This is a genomic window from Pseudomonas sp. FP2338 (assembly GCF_030687515.1).
In the GTDB taxonomy this organism is placed as follows: domain Bacteria; phylum Pseudomonadota; class Gammaproteobacteria; order Pseudomonadales; family Pseudomonadaceae; genus Aquipseudomonas; species Aquipseudomonas salomonii.
In genome coordinates this window covers 1,409,119-1,422,841 of record NZ_CP117436.1, presented here as the reverse complement: position 1 = coordinate 1,422,841, position 13,723 = coordinate 1,409,119, and the positions used below count along the sequence as shown (strand labels likewise).

20 protein-coding genes are annotated in these 13,723 nt (G+C 58.2%); 1 reads left to right on the top strand and 19 read right to left on the bottom strand.

The window, feature by feature from the left end:
- The 19 genes from PSH96_RS06360 to PSH96_RS06270 form a co-directional block, all read right to left on the bottom strand.
- Positions 1 to 189 carry a Com family DNA-binding transcriptional regulator gene (locus PSH96_RS06360; protein ID WP_305458265.1) on the bottom strand — a complete coding sequence of 63 codons (189 nt, stop codon included), beginning with the start codon at positions 187 to 189 and terminating at the stop codon, positions 1 to 3.
- A 32-nt stretch (positions 190 to 221) separates the two neighbouring features.
- Positions 222 to 1,232, bottom strand: a complete 1,011-nt coding sequence (locus tag PSH96_RS06355) for a contractile injection system protein, VgrG/Pvc8 family (protein ID WP_305458263.1) — start codon at positions 1,230 to 1,232, stop codon at positions 222 to 224.
- A gap of 9 nt (positions 1,233 to 1,241) precedes the next feature.
- Positions 1,242 to 1,454: a tail protein X gene (locus tag PSH96_RS06350; RefSeq protein WP_305458262.1), complete on the bottom strand. Its 213-nt coding sequence runs from the start codon at positions 1,452 to 1,454 to the stop codon at positions 1,242 to 1,244.
- A complete protein-coding gene (locus PSH96_RS06345) occupies positions 1,447 to 1,830 on the bottom strand; it encodes a phage tail protein (protein WP_305458260.1) in 384 nt (127 codons plus the stop codon). The genes PSH96_RS06350 and PSH96_RS06345 overlap by 8 nt, the downstream gene beginning before the upstream one ends.
- A complete protein-coding gene (locus PSH96_RS06340; protein ID WP_305458258.1) occupies positions 1,830 to 3,683 on the bottom strand; it encodes a phage tail tape measure protein in 1,854 nt (617 codons plus the stop codon). The genes PSH96_RS06345 and PSH96_RS06340 overlap by 1 nt, the downstream gene beginning before the upstream one ends.
- 127 nt (positions 3,684 to 3,810) lie before the next feature.
- A complete protein-coding gene (locus PSH96_RS06335) occupies positions 3,811 to 4,383 on the bottom strand; it encodes a phage tail assembly protein (RefSeq protein WP_058421631.1) in 573 nt (190 codons plus the stop codon).
- A gap of 153 nt (positions 4,384 to 4,536) precedes the next feature.
- Positions 4,537 to 5,043 (bottom strand): phage major tail tube protein, encoded by a 507-nt coding sequence (locus PSH96_RS06330; protein WP_058421630.1) that lies wholly within the window; start codon positions 5,041 to 5,043, stop codon positions 4,537 to 4,539.
- A complete protein-coding gene (locus PSH96_RS06325) occupies positions 5,043 to 6,209 on the bottom strand; it encodes a phage tail protein (protein WP_065928919.1) in 1,167 nt (388 codons plus the stop codon). Before PSH96_RS06325 ends, PSH96_RS06330 begins: the two co-directional genes overlap by 1 nt.
- 2 nt (positions 6,210 to 6,211) lie before the next feature.
- Positions 6,212 to 6,385, bottom strand: a complete 174-nt coding sequence (locus PSH96_RS06320; RefSeq protein WP_016970773.1) for a hypothetical protein — start codon at positions 6,383 to 6,385, stop codon at positions 6,212 to 6,214.
- Positions 6,386 to 6,483: 98 nt separating this feature from the next.
- Positions 6,484 to 6,909 carry a phage tail assembly chaperone gene (locus tag PSH96_RS06315; RefSeq protein WP_305458253.1) on the bottom strand — a complete coding sequence of 142 codons (426 nt, stop codon included), beginning with the start codon at positions 6,907 to 6,909 and terminating at the stop codon, positions 6,484 to 6,486.
- Between the two features lie 14 nt (positions 6,910 to 6,923).
- A complete protein-coding gene (locus PSH96_RS06310) occupies positions 6,924 to 8,462 on the bottom strand; it encodes a phage tail protein (RefSeq protein WP_305458251.1) in 1,539 nt (512 codons plus the stop codon).
- Positions 8,463 to 9,092 carry a phage tail protein I gene (locus tag PSH96_RS06305; protein ID WP_305458249.1) on the bottom strand — a complete coding sequence of 210 codons (630 nt, stop codon included), beginning with the start codon at positions 9,090 to 9,092 and terminating at the stop codon, positions 8,463 to 8,465.
- Positions 9,089 to 10,084, bottom strand: a complete 996-nt coding sequence (locus tag PSH96_RS06300) for a baseplate J/gp47 family protein (protein WP_305458247.1) — start codon at positions 10,082 to 10,084, stop codon at positions 9,089 to 9,091. The genes PSH96_RS06305 and PSH96_RS06300 overlap by 4 nt, the downstream gene beginning before the upstream one ends.
- The gene (locus PSH96_RS06295; protein ID WP_053254663.1) at positions 10,081 to 10,413 is read right to left on the bottom strand and encodes a hypothetical protein; all 333 of its coding nucleotides are present in this window, start codon (positions 10,411 to 10,413) and stop codon (positions 10,081 to 10,083) included. The genes PSH96_RS06300 and PSH96_RS06295 overlap by 4 nt, the downstream gene beginning before the upstream one ends.
- A gap of 9 nt (positions 10,414 to 10,422) precedes the next feature.
- Positions 10,423 to 11,034, bottom strand: a complete 612-nt coding sequence (locus PSH96_RS06290) for a phage baseplate assembly protein V (protein WP_305458245.1) — start codon at positions 11,032 to 11,034, stop codon at positions 10,423 to 10,425.
- A 3-nt stretch (positions 11,035 to 11,037) separates the two neighbouring features.
- Complete coding sequence (locus tag PSH96_RS06285; RefSeq protein ID WP_305458243.1) at positions 11,038 to 11,553, bottom strand: hypothetical protein; 516 nt, start codon at positions 11,551 to 11,553, stop codon at positions 11,038 to 11,040.
- Positions 11,554 to 11,576: 23 nt separating this feature from the next.
- A complete protein-coding gene (locus PSH96_RS06280) occupies positions 11,577 to 11,915 on the bottom strand; it encodes a phage holin family protein (RefSeq protein WP_053254660.1) in 339 nt (112 codons plus the stop codon).
- A 284-nt stretch (positions 11,916 to 12,199) separates the two neighbouring features.
- Positions 12,200 to 12,514, bottom strand: coding sequence for a hypothetical protein (locus tag PSH96_RS06275; protein ID WP_305458241.1), 315 nt, complete (start codon positions 12,512 to 12,514; stop codon positions 12,200 to 12,202).
- 5 nt (positions 12,515 to 12,519) lie between these two features.
- Positions 12,520 to 13,254: a helix-turn-helix transcriptional regulator gene (locus PSH96_RS06270; protein WP_370694326.1), complete on the bottom strand. Its 735-nt coding sequence runs from the start codon at positions 13,252 to 13,254 to the stop codon at positions 12,520 to 12,522.
- A gap of 152 nt (positions 13,255 to 13,406) precedes the next feature.
- Between PSH96_RS06270 and PSH96_RS06265 the strand changes: the two genes are divergently transcribed.
- On the top strand, positions 13,407 to 13,595 hold the full coding sequence (locus tag PSH96_RS06265; protein WP_305458240.1) for a hypothetical protein: 189 nt from the start codon (positions 13,407 to 13,409) through the stop codon (positions 13,593 to 13,595).
- Positions 13,596 to 13,723 lie beyond the last annotated feature (128 nt).

Here is a 13,723-nt window from a genome sequence, read left to right as displayed (position 1 = left end):
TTACCTTTGAGTCGATGGATTAAATGCGGAGAATTCCGCTTTGATGTCGCTCAATGGCGATTGCTCGAGGCGCGTGGCCTTCGCATGATTCAATGTTGCGCATCGGGAACACTTGATCTGGAGCTCTGTAAACTCACCCGTTCGGGCAAGCAGTTTTTTGCAGTTTGCGCATCTAAGCTCTTTCAACATGAGTGAACTCCTTGTGCGAATGACTTGCCTGTTCACGCCGACAACCCAGTCGCCATGATCGAACTGCGATAGCCCGTCGCCGAGTCGCCGACATGGGTCACGGTGGTAATCGACCAACGCCCCTGCATATACGAAGGCCAGGTCTCATCCAGCACCAGCAAGCCCTCGGCTGCCAACAGTGGATTGCCTGGGCAATCGATCAGCAATTTCAGATCTTCACGCCCCACACGACGCAGTTCGCCTTCGGCCACGGCACGGGCTTCCACTTCGTTCTGGTAGCGTTGACGCAAGGTTTTGAACGGGGCATTTCCCACCTGAACCACGCGCTGCTTGCCAACGGCGGCATCCCACCAGGTGACGCGGCAGCCCTCATATTTCGCGCGGGACTTTTCGTCGAGCTTGGCCGTGATGAACGCCTGTTCACCGGGGCGGTTGTCTTCAGTCACCGACAACTTCACCTGCGGCAGCATCTGGCCGGAAAGCGACGTGACCCGCCCGGCTTCGGCCAGCACATACAGCTCATTGAATGGTTTGGTGACCGCGCAATAGCGTTTGGCAAGGCGCGTAATGAACGCCATGTCGCTTTCGTTGGACTGGTCTATATGGGCGATTTCCACCCCTTCCAGCGACGGCGCCACTCGCGGTGAAAAGCCATGACGACTGACCAGTTGGCGGAACAACGCCCCCAACGTCGTGGGCCCATAACTGGCGGACCGACGTTGGCGATAACCGCTTTTGTCGGCCATGCTGAACGGCGCAGCCGTGGCCACGATCATCAAACTCATGGGAAACAGCACCGGGGTGCGTTGGGTGACGACAAACTCGCCCTTCTCCACCAATCCCGATTCCAGATAACCGGCACGCAAGCCGATCTTGCCGTCGAGGGTGGGCAACCCTTGCAGCCCCTCGATATTAACGGTCAACTCGAGCCGATCACTCTCAATGCCTGCAGTGTCGGTGTGACTCCAGCGCATCAGCCTCTGGTTAAGCAGCGCCGCGTTGGCGCCGTAGAACTCCACAATCGGTGTGAATCCCTGTGCCATGCAGCCTCCTTAATCCCAGGCCAGAACAGGTCGCACGGCAGCGGGCCGCGCTTGCATTTCAGGCACGATGACCCACACGCCAGCCGGCAGTACCGGACCGTATTCGGCCAGTAAGGGGTTGTGGCGCCAGAGGGTTTCTTCCGCCGCGTCGTCGCAACGCCCCACCTCGCGGTAGAGCAGCAGGTTGACCGAATCACCGGCGATACTTCGCACTCTACGCATTGACGAATTCCTCTAATTCCAGGGTCCAGGTCATGAGCATGGCGGTGCCGTCGTCGATCACATTGCTCTGGGTTTCCACGACTGAATTGATCCGCCACAGGCCCCAGTTGCGGCCAATGCCATCGACCAAAGGCAGGGGTGCCCGTGCGTTTTGCAGCGCGCGCAGTTCGTCCAGTCGCTGCATGCCGATGGCGTACATCGCCGTGCCGCTGAACGTGAGTTTTTCCAGCTTCTGCCCGCTCTGTCGTGACAGGGGTTTGCTGGCAATAATCGCCAGGTCAGCCCAGCCACCGTCGGTACTGCGCAGCAACGAGGAATAGGCAAAACCTCGGGACAAACCAAAAATAAAGTCGCCGAGGACCATTTGTTGTCGCATCAATCACCTCCTGAAGGGTCAGCCAGTGCCACGTTGCGCCGAATGCCCAGAACGTCGGTGACCATTGGCATGCACTGAAATTGCAGCGCCTGGATCACCTGACTGACGACTTGCTGGGCATCGGCCGGGTTGACGCCGGTGATCTGGATGCTCGGGGCGAGGGTGACTTGCACGTTGTCCGTGCGCGCGGCATTGAGCTCTTTGCTCACCGCACCAGGCGCGGGCAGGCGATCATTTGCGCTGAACAATTTCTCGCCAAGCCAGCTGCCCGCCTCACTGCCGAGCAGGCCGCCAATTGCGCCACCGACGGCGGTGCCGACACCGGGGAAAATCAGCGTGCCGATGGCCGCACCGGCGGAGGCTCCGGCCCAGGCGCCACCGGCCGTGGTGAGGCCTGCACCGACAGCGTTGGCGTCACCGTTACGTACGCCCTGCACCACGTCCATAGCGGTGTCGACGTACTTCAGTGGGCCGAGGCGGCGGGCGGCGGACGACTCCAGTTTGCTCAGCGTGCCCCACAACCCTGAAGCAGGCATCTTGAGTGAGCTGTGGGCCGGGGCAGGCAGACGTTCACCACTGATGGGTCGAGCCTGTGGCAGGGCGTCTTGGCGACCTTCGAACGGCATGGGCGCAAGCCCCCGTTCCAATGCCTCAAGCAGCCCAGGCGCGCTGCCCGAACTCATTCGCGGGTAGGCCGTCTTTTTGTTGCGACTGTTGGTGCGGGCCGCGCGCGGCTGCAATCCTGGTGAAGCGGCACCTGCAAACCCAAGCGACTGCTGCTGGGGAAACCACTTCGAAAGGCGTTCGCCCACGCCATACAGCGACGCCACCAAACCAGCACCTTTTGCAAGCGAGCGCTTTGCGGCGGATGGCTTCGCTGCAGGCGTTTGCTTCTTGTGCGAGGTTTGAGACTTCTGTGTTGTTTGAGCCTTTCGCGCTGGCTGGGACTTTTGTGTTGTTTGAGCCTTTCGCGCCGGCTGGGACTTTTTTGCCGACTGAGACTTGGGCTTTCTGGACCGCTGTCTCCCCGAAGACCCACCGCGCGCCGAGTTCTTGCTCGAAATTGATTTTTCGCCCGCCGTTGCACAGCAGCATGACTTATCTTTTTCAAAGCCACCGTCCTGGAAAAACTTCCCAATCAAGGGAATCTTGCCAAGCGTCACATCCACCACGTTGCCTTTGAATCTGGAAGAGACTGTCTCCGCCAACCCCGAAATCACGGCCTCTGCCGTTTTGACCGTCTTGGCCCCGAGCGGCGAGTCGCCGGCCCAGCCATTGGCTTTATCCATCACCTCGGTCTTGGCCTGCAACCATGTGGCTTCCAGGAATATCGGCGCCGGTTCCAGGGTCTTGGTAAGACGACTTGCGCTTTCAGTGGTTTCCTTTCGTAAAACCGTTATCGACTTCTCCGAAGTGGCCTTTGTATCAAACGAAAGATGGGCATTCGAATATCGCTGCGCGGCAACCGGGTCGAGAGGTTGCCCGGCGCCCAGCGACATGGATTCACGGGTAAGGCGCAGATCTTCGGACCGGGTCGATGTGAATTCAGCAACCGTCTTCGATTCGCTGTGTTCCTCGGATTTCAACGGCTGCACACCAGCCGTCTTCAGTGTGGATAAAGATGTTTCAAGCGCGTCCGCACTCTCACGCAGTACCTGCAAGGACTGCGCGAGTTCGTTAAGCCTCAAGTCTGCATGGGTTAACGCCAGGCCCATCCCCGTCGCGCGCTCGGGGACGGAGGGTGCCAACGTGCCTGGATTGACGAGACTGGCATCATTTGCGCCATTTGCGCTGCCGAAAACGCCCTGACCATCCTTGGCCATGGCATACGCGAGCGAATACGTGTTTTGCATCCCGCTTACTCCTGTTTAACGCCAAGGCGAGTGATCGCAATGTCGTAGCGGCGCAATGCTTTGCCGGCGTCCCAGCCGAGGATCTCCGCCTCATTGACCGAGTAAATCAGCGGCACCACATCGAGGATTACTTCGATGTCGCGCTGCGAAAGAAGTCCGCCGGTTGATTTAAAAAATCGTCGATGCGCTCCTGCAGTTGCGTCCAGTCGGGCACGGTCAGGCCGGCGAGATCGGGGATCATCAAACCGGTGCAATGAGCGGTGATGAACTCGGCGCGTTCTTTGTTGGTAGCGAGTTTTTTCATCACTTTGGTGGCGCGCAGGGCGGGCATTTCCAGAGACAGTTCGGTCAGGCTGCGACCGGCCGCATCGAGCGCCAGCAACAGCTGGACCGGTTGGTCGTGGCTCCCCTCGTCAGGCTGATCGAGGAAGAACGACGCAGGGCGTGTCGACATGTCATGTACGTACTGAGCGATGCTCACGTAGTCCGGGCGTTTGAGTTGATCAAGCTCTTTTTCCGACAGGCCGGTGGCGAGTTTCGCCAGTTCAAAAAACTGGTCGTCCTCGTCATCACCGGCCCGGGCCAGCGCGGCTTTTTGCGCGGCGTAGAACAGCGGTTTGAGTTGAATCTGCTGGATCGTCGCGCCAGTGTCGGCGGTGATCGGGGACAGCAGAATGTGCAGCGGTGGCATCCAGGCCATGGGGCAATTCCTTGTTAAGCATCTTTGAGATTAAGCGCAGTCAATGTGGGAGCCGGGCTTGCCCGCGATGCAGACGACTCGGTATGTCGGGTGCACCGAGGCGATGCCATCGCAGGCAAGCCAGCTCCCACATTGACCGTGCCCGCTTCGCCTTTAAGGCATCAGCACCGCGCGGCGTGCATCGCCGAGAATGTCGACGCCGTTGAGCACGAACTTCTGGGTGCGCACGTCGATGTCGATCACCGGAATGCCATTTTCCAGGCGGTTGTAGGTGCGGCAGGACAGCTCCAGGGTGGTGGTGACCTTGTCGCCCATCTTCAGCTTCGCCTCGGCCAGGGATTTCAATTTGCCGCCGACGGTGTGGTAGGTGAAGTAGGTCTTGCCGTCCTGGTCTTGTCCGGCTTCACGCACGTTGAGCAGGATGTCGTCACCCAGGCGCACGCCCAGGGCCAACATGATTTCCGGGCCGGCACCTTGCAGCACCAAAGTGGCGCCGAGCACCTTGCCGCTCTTGGCCATTTCTTCGGCGATGAAGCGCCCGCCGGACATGGGCTCCATGTCGAACTCGATCTTCGGCGGGGTGAATTCCTCCACCGTCGCGGACAACGGCAGGCCTTGAAGGGTGGCCGCAATGGCCTGTCTTACACGGTTGGTAAACATTAGAGAACGTCCTCCAGGAACTGCTCGATGATTTCATCGCGGGCATTGAGTTGATAAATCATGTGTTCGTTTGGCGCGTAACGGCCGTAGTCGATGACGATGAACCAGGTGCCGTTCTTGTACTTCTCGACACTGTTCAATTCCGGGTGCAGGTACACGCTGCCGCCGGGGATGGTTTCATCGGCCACCAGGGTTTGCAGCCAGTCGTTGATGCGCTTGACCTCCTGGTCCATGAACGACTTGGTGAGGTTCTTGGCCATGGCTTTCTGGCCGGCCTTGACCAGCTTGCGGCTGATGGCATCTTCCAGGCCAACGTAGCTGATGAACTTGCCGGTGATGGAGCGGTTACCCAGCAGCGAAAAACCGCCAAGGATAGTGCGCGCGTAGTAGCTCACGCCGTAACGGTTGAGCAGATCGCCTTCGGTGGAGGTGTCGAGGATGTTGTACTCGACCACGCGGGAAACGTCCTCGGCGAAGGTCACCTGGTTACCTGGGCTCTCCCATTGCTTGACCTTGGCCAACGCGGCGATGGCCAACGAGGATGGCGCCAGGAACACGTTTTTCTTTGCTGCCTTGGAATACACCGACGGCAGGTTGTGCACCAGCAGGCAACGGTCGAAGCCGAGGTCGGCACCGCCCAGTTCGCCGCTGTAGGTCACTTGGTCAGCGACCGAGACGTCCTTGCCGTCCAGCACCACACGGGCCTTGATGCGCTTGCCAAAGGCAGCGAACTCACCGGCCACGGCCTTGGTGCCGGTGAAGCCTGGCGCGCCGATGATGGTCAGGTCTTCCGGGACGCTGCTCAGAGCCGCCAGGCCCAGCTTACGGCCGGTGGTTGGCTCGTTGCCGCCGATCACGTTATTGACGGTGTCGGCCGGGGTTGCGCCCTCCTCCACGATCACCACATAAACCGGCACTTTCACCACTTTGAGGATCTGGTACACCGCCTGAAACAACGTGCCCGACTCAGCGCCGGTAGGGTCCAGCAGCGCCTGAGTAGTGAAGCTGTTGATGCGAAACGGCGCGTTTTTCGGAATCGACGCGTGGGCATTCGGCGCGGTGCCGACCAGGCCGATAACGTTGTCACCCAGGCCACCCATGGCCTCGGGGGATTCGGTGGCATTCACAGTGATGCCGTTGTGCTCGAAGTTCAAAACCTCAGCCATGATTAGTCAGCCTTCTTGGGGGTGGAGTTGAGGACGCTGGTCAGTTCCAGGCGGCCGGCGGTGCGCAGGGCGGATGCTTCGACGTCGAGCAGTTCGAGTTCTTCGCCGGCGGTGGACCAATGGCCACCTCCGGTGGGGAATGGGATGAGGACGGTGTAGGTTTGGCGGTTGTGCATGGGTGGATCTCCGGGCATAAAAAAAACCGCAGCGCGGTTTTAGTGGGTTATCAATAAGTAAGCGCCAGAAAAGAAAATGCCCCGACAGAGCGGGGCATTTATTGGAGTAGCGTTGAGAGCCAGACAGGCGCCGGGGGGCGGTGCTCGCTCAAGGGAAACTCGCCAGCTTCTGGCCAATTGCGCAAGGCTCGACGGTAGGCCTGCAACTCGGCGTACTGCTCGGCGGTGAGCGTGGTTTTTGACTCGTCTTCAAGCTCGTCTCGATGACGAGTCACAATGCTGTCAGTAACAGCTAGTTGGCTATCACGCCAAGTGCGCTCAGAAGCTGTGAGTTCCTGGTCACTGGTTGGTGGAGGTTCAATCAGCACAGGAAAGCCATCATCTCCCCAAGCAATGATCTTGCCTTCATACTGTCCAGCAAGCAGCTCAGCATGCCTTTCCAAGGAAATTTCTACCGCGTCATCAGGTATAAAATCGTTAATTTCAGGGTCAAAAAAACCGCGATTAGATTTTGATGCAAACATGCTAGTCCCCTAATTCAGTATCCAATGGCGATAAAAAAACCACCAAGACCTGAAATTTTTTCGCCATTCGTAGAGTTCATCGCGGTGGCAATAAGTGCGTTAGTAGGCATCGGCAAAACAGAAAATGTCGTTGCCCCGCCGTTTCCTAAAATGGATGCACTTAGGCAGGCAGTTGGGAACGTTATTGGCAGCGTTACCGCCCAGTTTCCTGACTGCGCTCCGGACGAGACGGTGCTTCCCCACTGCGTAATCAGCCCACTGGGTTCCTTTTTGTAGCCGGAATATTGGAGGGACGCAGCAAAGTCAGAGTTTTTACCGAGACCAGCCGTTGAGCTCGTAATCAACCACTGCGTATTACTCGTCGCAACGACTTTGGCAGACTGTCCTGGCCTCATACTAAAAGAGTTCACGATGGCCCCGCTCTGATCCTGCAGCTTCGCTCCAGCTTTGAAAGACAGCGTTGCACCAATACCCGTAGTAAAAACTTCAAATGCACATCCGATGTACAGTCCGAGCGACGCCGGTGCAGGCAAACTTAACGTGCAGTTTTCAGTCAGCCAAATCAGTGTTCCAGCATCATCTGCGGTTAGCTCTCGAGATGAGGAAATGGTCAACGCCCCAGAAAATCCACCTAACGACCTCCGCACAAACTCAGTAGTCGCAATGGCCTTAGTGCTATCGAATAGCGGTGGTGTATTAGCAGTGGGGTTAATTAGGGCTGGCGAATTAAGAGGGGCGAAACCCTGAGTCACATTCTGGAACGAGAGCGATGTGACACCAAGCACAACCTCCCCATCCGTAACTAATTGCCAAATTGTGTCAGCCTGAGTCCTGCCCTGCTCAATAGACACCGTCATTGCTGACGTCACCTTGGCACTGGCGTCCGCATCTTTAGTTCGAACCCAAGCCGCATTCGTCACCACGTAAAGTCCGTTGTCTTTCGCGGTTGTTTGATTTTTAACTAGGACCCGATCACCCGCAACAACAGCCACACCGTCAATTGTCTGCGCTGAGCTCAGGGTGATATTTGCCGTGGTCGCCACGCGTACCGACTGTTTCGCATCCAGCTTGGCCAACTCATCAGCCACATAACCGATCACCCAAGCCCGCGTCGCCTTGACCACCGTGTCATCAATCAACAACGTCACCAGCGATGCATTACTCGTCTCGAAAATCGACCGAATATAAAACTCTTTCCCCGAACCAGAAGTTGCCAGAACCGGCTTGAAAGACTCCGGGTACTTAACGATTGCGTAAAGCACCCCGGTGTCCGTCCAAAGCCCGGCATCACGCACATACCAACCACCGACCTCAGGCGGAATCGTTACCTCGGCCAGCAACCAGCTTGGATTCTTCTCATCCTGAAACAGCGCATTCAGCGGCCCGCGCCACACTTCACGTTTCAGCGCTTTTGCAGTGGCGTCGGGGTTGTAGACAGAGCCATTGCCATCGCCCACCGAAATTTGCGCGAGTTTGATCGGCACGCCCGCAGCCTTGCAGGCAGTTTCATAAGCAATCCCTGCGTTGGTCAGCAAGGTATAAAAGTCGGCCATTTAGGACCCCTGTGGATAGATAGTGACGGTTTCGACGCTATAGAAGCCGGCTGCCAAAAAGGCCATGCCGGACGCTTCAAGCCCCTCGATAAAAATCGGATAGATAGTGGTCAGCTCACCGCAGACAGTCGCAGCGCCGATTGAATGGCTACCAAACGCGCTCAACCCGACCGTGACGGTGAAAATGTCGCGCTCGCTTTTGGCCTCTGCTAGACGCAGATCCAGCCTCGCGTCAATTTCTTCGCTGTACGGCAGTTCGGAGTAAGCCCTGATGGAAAAACTGAAAGGCTTACCTTGCGGCGACTGCTCATACCAGGCCCTTACCTCAGGGATCAGTTGCAGGCCTTTGGCAGCATTTTCGAGTGCTGTACGGGTACCGGCCTGTCGAGCGGTTGGCCAGGCGAGTTTTACCGTCGCACGCTTTTCAGCCCCGGCGGCAGTAGAACTCCATTCGTTCACGCCACGATCCGCTGCGAGATAAGGTAAAAAATCCGTAGGCGTTTGCGAGGGGTCCATCAACGCGGGGAACGGTGGGGTTACTCGCTCGAGTAACTGACCGAAGCCTTGGTCCAACGCTTTTTCCAAGGGCGAACTGTTGGCGGGGAGCAGGCTCGGTATGCGCTCACTCATAGCGTGCGTACCTGTACTTCAACCCCGGTGCAATAAGGCGCCTGAAAGGCCGTCGCAATAACCGGTGCCAAGGGTTCAAGGATCTGTAACTGCGCCGCCCCGGCGCTGTGAATCGCATAGTCAATCCAACTCGGATCCACCCGCCCCTCCAGCCGATGACAAGACTCTGCATAGTCCTGTAGCAGTTTCTGCGCGGCAACTTGCGTGAGCCCCGAATCCGGGCCGGCATTGATCTTCGCAACCACACGGATTTTATAAGGCAGGATCTGCGCACCTTGCACGCTAACCAGATCCGTCTCCGGCCTCACATCCGGCCGTGCGAAATGGCGACGAACCCCGTCAAGCAAATCGGCGGACGGCGTGCCGTCACTCTCACGAGCAAGCACAGTCACCATCACTTCACCGGGCGCTGTTCGACGAGCGTTACCGTCCTTGACCTGCGCGGCATAACCGTCGGGATCAAAGGTGTAGCTGACCGTCACCACGCCCGGCGTCGCGCTTTGCACCTTCACCGACGGTCGCTCGCCCAAGGTGAACACCTCGCGGCGATACTGCATCCGCGAGCCGGCTGCCGGTGCATGCGGCGCCAGGTAATAACGCAAGCGAGCGTCGTCGTCACTCTCCAACGTCGGCGGCACCGGCGGAAACGCCGCCGGGTCGCCTGGATCGAGCACTTGGCGTTCCAGGCCCATGTCCGCCAGGCGCGCATCCAGGTTACTGCCAGTGGCCCACCACGCCAGCATCTGCTTGATACGCGCATTGTATTTGCGTTCGTGGGTTTGCAACCGCACACAAAACGCTTCCAGGGCCAGGGTCAGCAACTCGCTTTCGTTGTCGAGGCTGACCTTGAGTTTGGCCGCGCTTTGCGGTGCTCGGGTGGCGACGTAATCGACCACAAACGCCTTGAATTCGGCCAATAGCGGCTCGAACTCATCCACCGCAATGATGGCCGGTTCCGCCAGTTGGTTCTGGCCGGGGATCAGCATGCTCATGTCACGACCTCGAAGGTTTGTTGGCGGTTTTTCCAGGTGCCGGCAAAGCGCAACAGCAGGCCGGCGCCCTGGCGGGTGGCGACGATGACCTGGGGTTGAAAATCGCCGATGCCGTTGTGGCTGTTGTAGAACGCTTGCGCGGCGTGGCTTTGGGCGAGGATCAGCAGGTCGTCGCCAAGGTTTTGGCCAAGCAGTTGCGGGATCAGCGAGCCGTACAGCGGGCGTTTCTGACGAGTGCCCACCGGGGTGGTCAGCGCTCGGGTGGCGCGCTGCACGAATTGCAGCCAGTCATCGACGGCTGCCCCGGTGTTTCGATCAATGCCGAGCATGGGATGTCCTTATCGGGGGCTAATGACGCGGCCTTGATGATCGACCAGCGGGCCACTGAAGTGCGCGCCACCAGCGTCCAGTACCAGGCTGGTGCCGCCGATTTGCAGGGTGATGTTCTGGGCGCTCATGACCAAGCTGGCGGCGCCGACTTTGACGTCTACCTGTTCGCGCGAACCGCTGAACGTGGTGGGGCCGTTGACCCAATTGAACATATGGCTGGCGTCGTCATAGTCGCTTTGGGTGCCGTCCTGATGACGCCGCCGGGTCAATGTGGCAACGCTGGAGACCGGCGGAAACTGGCGACTGTTGAGGCCGAACAAAGCCACAGACTGCCCACCGCCTTCGCCGCCGCCGTAGTTGAGCAACAGGCATTGTTCACCCACAGACGGGATGCGCGTTTCGGTTTGTGCGCCTGCGCTGGGGTTGAAAAAGCGGATCGCCGGCGTGACTAAATCACCGTGGCTGACCTTGCAGGTATTGCTGGCGGCGTCGACCGACTGACACGTGCCAATCCGACAAAAACTCTCGGCGCGTCGATACAGGTCTTCAAGCTGGGTTTCCATCTCTGCCAGGCGTTCGACAATCGGCCCCAGTTGCATGCGTAACAGCGCGTCGAACATGGGCTACTCCGCCAGTGGTTTGTATTGGTCGGGATCGTCGATATCCGCCACTTCCCAGGTGCGGGCAAACAGCGGCTGGCCGGTAGGATCGGTGAGTAACACCGGCCCGATGTAGACGGTCTGGGTGAAGGAGACAGTCCAGGTGTCGTAGTCCGTTTCTGCTGTTGTTGCAGCAACTGGCGCGGCGACGATATTTATCGGCAAATCGCACTGGGCCAATGGCAGGCCCCAACGGTTATCCAGCACCTGGTCCATAAGCTGGCTGGCCAGGTCGCAGGCATCAAATGGCAGCGCACCCGGCGCCACCATGGCCCGGAGCGAAATCGTCAGGGCGTGAGCCTTGCGCCCTTCACGAGAGCGAATGCCCGGGCCATTGCCTTCGACCGTGATCAACACGCCGGTTTTATCCAAGGCGCCCTGAAAATCCTGGTGATTGCCGACCTTCAAGTCGGGGAAGGCCGCGTGCAGCGCCGCGCCGATGGCGTAGGGCAGTTGGGAGGGTTTTTCGATAAGGGTCATATTAAGTAGCGTCCTTGCAACGGTTACTGCGGGTCTTGGCCGGAGCCTTGGTTGACCCCGATGCGCTTGGCCGCCCAGCGTTCATAGAGGCCGATGGCGACATCGGCACCGGCCATTGCGGTGAGGCAACCAATGGCGCCGGCGGTCCAGATCGACATGCCGGCGGCGTAGCACAGCATCAAGGCTGAAACGCCGCAGACCATGCACGCGCCGGAGCGCAGGGCCAGGCGGCGGATCAGCGACCAGCCACGTGCGCCCTCCTTGTCGGCGCGCCACATTTCGCCGGACACCCCGCCGATCACTGCCAATACGATGACCAGCCAGATAGGCATTTCCGCTAACGCTTGTTGTTCATTTGTCATGTCACGCCTCCTGGCTGAGCACTCAATAGTCCATTTTTCATTCACACATGCTTCGATAGGTCGGCATTCCAAAAAGCCCGGTTGCCCGGGCTTTTCAGTAATGATGTCCTCGAACGTTCGGCGCTACTGGCGCGGTACGGTTCTTTCCTCAATGTTTTTCCGACCACGATCCCTGTCTGCCGGATAACTGCTTCTGGTGCTTTACGCTGCACACCCGGGTCAGTTGCCAACCCTCTGAACCGTTAAGGCCGGTTCATCGCTGCCTGTTTTTTAAAGCGGTGTAACTAAAGAGCGTCGGCATCCTTGCCGGTGTTGCCTGGCATCCCTGCCATCGCTTCGATGGCGTCCTTGCCGATGTTGCGTGGCTTCCTTGTCACTTCCCTTGTCACTTTCCTTGGCAGCATCCTTGCCGCCTCCACCACCTTGTTGGCTGGCTTGAGATGAAGAATATGCATGTATGCATATACAGTCAATGCACAAACGCATTTATTTTTGCTAGCTAAATGCATCAGTGCATTTTGAGCCTGGTGGGCCAAGGGCTTACCGGTTTTTTTAGGTCGAAAAAAAGCCCGCACATGGGCGGGCTTTGTCTTACGCAAGGAGGTTAACGGGCGTACATGCCCCACCAGAACACATGGCCGAGGATGCTGATCTGCTCATCCTGAATGTCCTGGAAGCTGTAGTCCTCGTCCGGGTGCTCATCGCGATTGAAACTGCGCAGGCGAATCCCGGAAGGCAGGCGATAGAGCTGTTTCACCCGCAGCTGGCCATTGTGATTGATGGCATACAAGTCGCCATCGACGATGTCACCAATGCCGCTCTTGCCCGCATTCACCCCGACCGTCGCGCCATCGCGCAGCACCGGCAACATACTGTTGCCGCGCACCGTCACGCATTTGGCCTGGTCGAACTGCACCCCGTTATGGCGAAGGCTGCGCTTGCCGAACCGCAGGCTGGCCTTCTCGCTTTCCTCGATGACGAATCTTCCTGATCCAGCAGCCAATTCAACCTCGCGCAGAAAGGGGATCGACACCTCGTCATCATTAACGGGCGTGTCGTCGTCCCACAGGCTTATGTCCTTGAGTTCCGAATGCATCGGGTCGCGCCCGTCATCGCGCCCAAGGCCCAACGCCGCGCGCCCGCGCAGGTGGTCGGTGCTGACGCGGAAATACTCGGCGATGCGCGAGATGTGCTTGTCCGACGGATCAACGATTTTGCCGCTGAGGATCCGCGAGAGTGTGGATTGAGGCACGCCGGTACGCCGGTGAAGCTCCGTGGGGGAGATCCGGTCGCGGTCCAGCAGCTCTCTTAAGACGGTTGAAACGTTGCGTTTTTGCATAACGGCGATAGTGCCGGGAGTTTTTGGGGTTGGCAAATGCTAAATTGCATATTTTATGCATTTGTAAGGATATTTACCTGTTTGCTTGTGCACTGCGAAGGGACAAACATGCGTGTTAACCTGAATTATCACGGTCAACGATTAGGTGCGTAATGATCATTTCAACGAAGCTTGGCTTGTCCAAAGGCGCTAAAAATCCTTTTTCCGACTTTATTCGTAACGCAAAATCTGGACAGAAAAAGCGGGTCTATTACGCAATACTGATTGAGGCCAACAAACAGCAGAATCTGCTCATGATGACGGCTGAAGCACAACGCGGCGTCGGCCTGAGATCGGAGTAGACGCTCCATTTTACTTTTCACTGATGATTTCAACACTCCTGTGCAAGGGTCGGTGTCGAACCTCCCGCTACAAAAAAAATAGCGGAATGGGGGATATTTGCTCGGCAGCCGCCCAAACAGGTCACACA

Coding starts and splice junctions, on each gene's coding strand:
- PSH96_RS06360 (WP_305458265.1), bottom strand. CDS start 189: ATGTTGAAAGAGCTTAGATGCGCAAACTGCAAAAAACTGCTTGCCCGA.
- PSH96_RS06355 (WP_305458263.1), bottom strand. CDS start 1,232: ATGGCACAGGGATTCACACCGATTGTGGAGTTCTACGGCGCCAACGCG.
- PSH96_RS06350 (WP_305458262.1), bottom strand. CDS start 1,454: ATGCGTAGAGTGCGAAGTATCGCCGGTGATTCGGTCAACCTGCTGCTC.
- PSH96_RS06345 (WP_305458260.1), bottom strand. CDS start 1,830: ATGCGACAACAAATGGTCCTCGGCGACTTTATTTTTGGTTTGTCCCGA.
- PSH96_RS06340 (WP_305458258.1), bottom strand. CDS start 3,683: ATGCAAAACACGTATTCGCTCGCGTATGCCATGGCCAAGGATGGTCAG.
- PSH96_RS06335 (WP_058421631.1), bottom strand. CDS start 4,383: ATGGCCTGGATGCCACCGCTGCACATTCTGCTGTCCCCGATCACCGCC.
- PSH96_RS06330 (WP_058421630.1), bottom strand. CDS start 5,043: ATGTTTACCAACCGTGTAAGACAGGCCATTGCGGCCACCCTTCAAGGC.
- PSH96_RS06325 (WP_065928919.1), bottom strand. CDS start 6,209: ATGGCTGAGGTTTTGAACTTCGAGCACAACGGCATCACTGTGAATGCC.
- PSH96_RS06320 (WP_016970773.1), bottom strand. CDS start 6,385: ATGCACAACCGCCAAACCTACACCGTCCTCATCCCATTCCCCACCGGA.
- PSH96_RS06315 (WP_305458253.1), bottom strand. CDS start 6,909: ATGTTTGCATCAAAATCTAATCGCGGTTTTTTTGACCCTGAAATTAAC.
- PSH96_RS06310 (WP_305458251.1), bottom strand. CDS start 8,462: ATGGCCGACTTTTATACCTTGCTGACCAACGCAGGGATTGCTTATGAA.
- PSH96_RS06305 (WP_305458249.1), bottom strand. CDS start 9,092: ATGAGTGAGCGCATACCGAGCCTGCTCCCCGCCAACAGTTCGCCCTTG.
- PSH96_RS06300 (WP_305458247.1), bottom strand. CDS start 10,084: ATGAGCATGCTGATCCCCGGCCAGAACCAACTGGCGGAACCGGCCATC.
- PSH96_RS06295 (WP_053254663.1), bottom strand. CDS start 10,413: ATGCTCGGCATTGATCGAAACACCGGGGCAGCCGTCGATGACTGGCTG.
- PSH96_RS06290 (WP_305458245.1), bottom strand. CDS start 11,034: ATGTTCGACGCGCTGTTACGCATGCAACTGGGGCCGATTGTCGAACGC.
- PSH96_RS06285 (WP_305458243.1), bottom strand. CDS start 11,553: ATGACCCTTATCGAAAAACCCTCCCAACTGCCCTACGCCATCGGCGCG.
- PSH96_RS06280 (WP_053254660.1), bottom strand. CDS start 11,915: ATGACAAATGAACAACAAGCGTTAGCGGAAATGCCTATCTGGCTGGTC.
- PSH96_RS06270 (WP_370694326.1), bottom strand. CDS start 13,254: ATGCAAAAACGCAACGTTTCAACCGTCTTAAGAGAGCTGCTGGACCGC.
- PSH96_RS06265 (WP_305458240.1), top strand. CDS start 13,407: ATGATCATTTCAACGAAGCTTGGCTTGTCCAAAGGCGCTAAAAATCCT.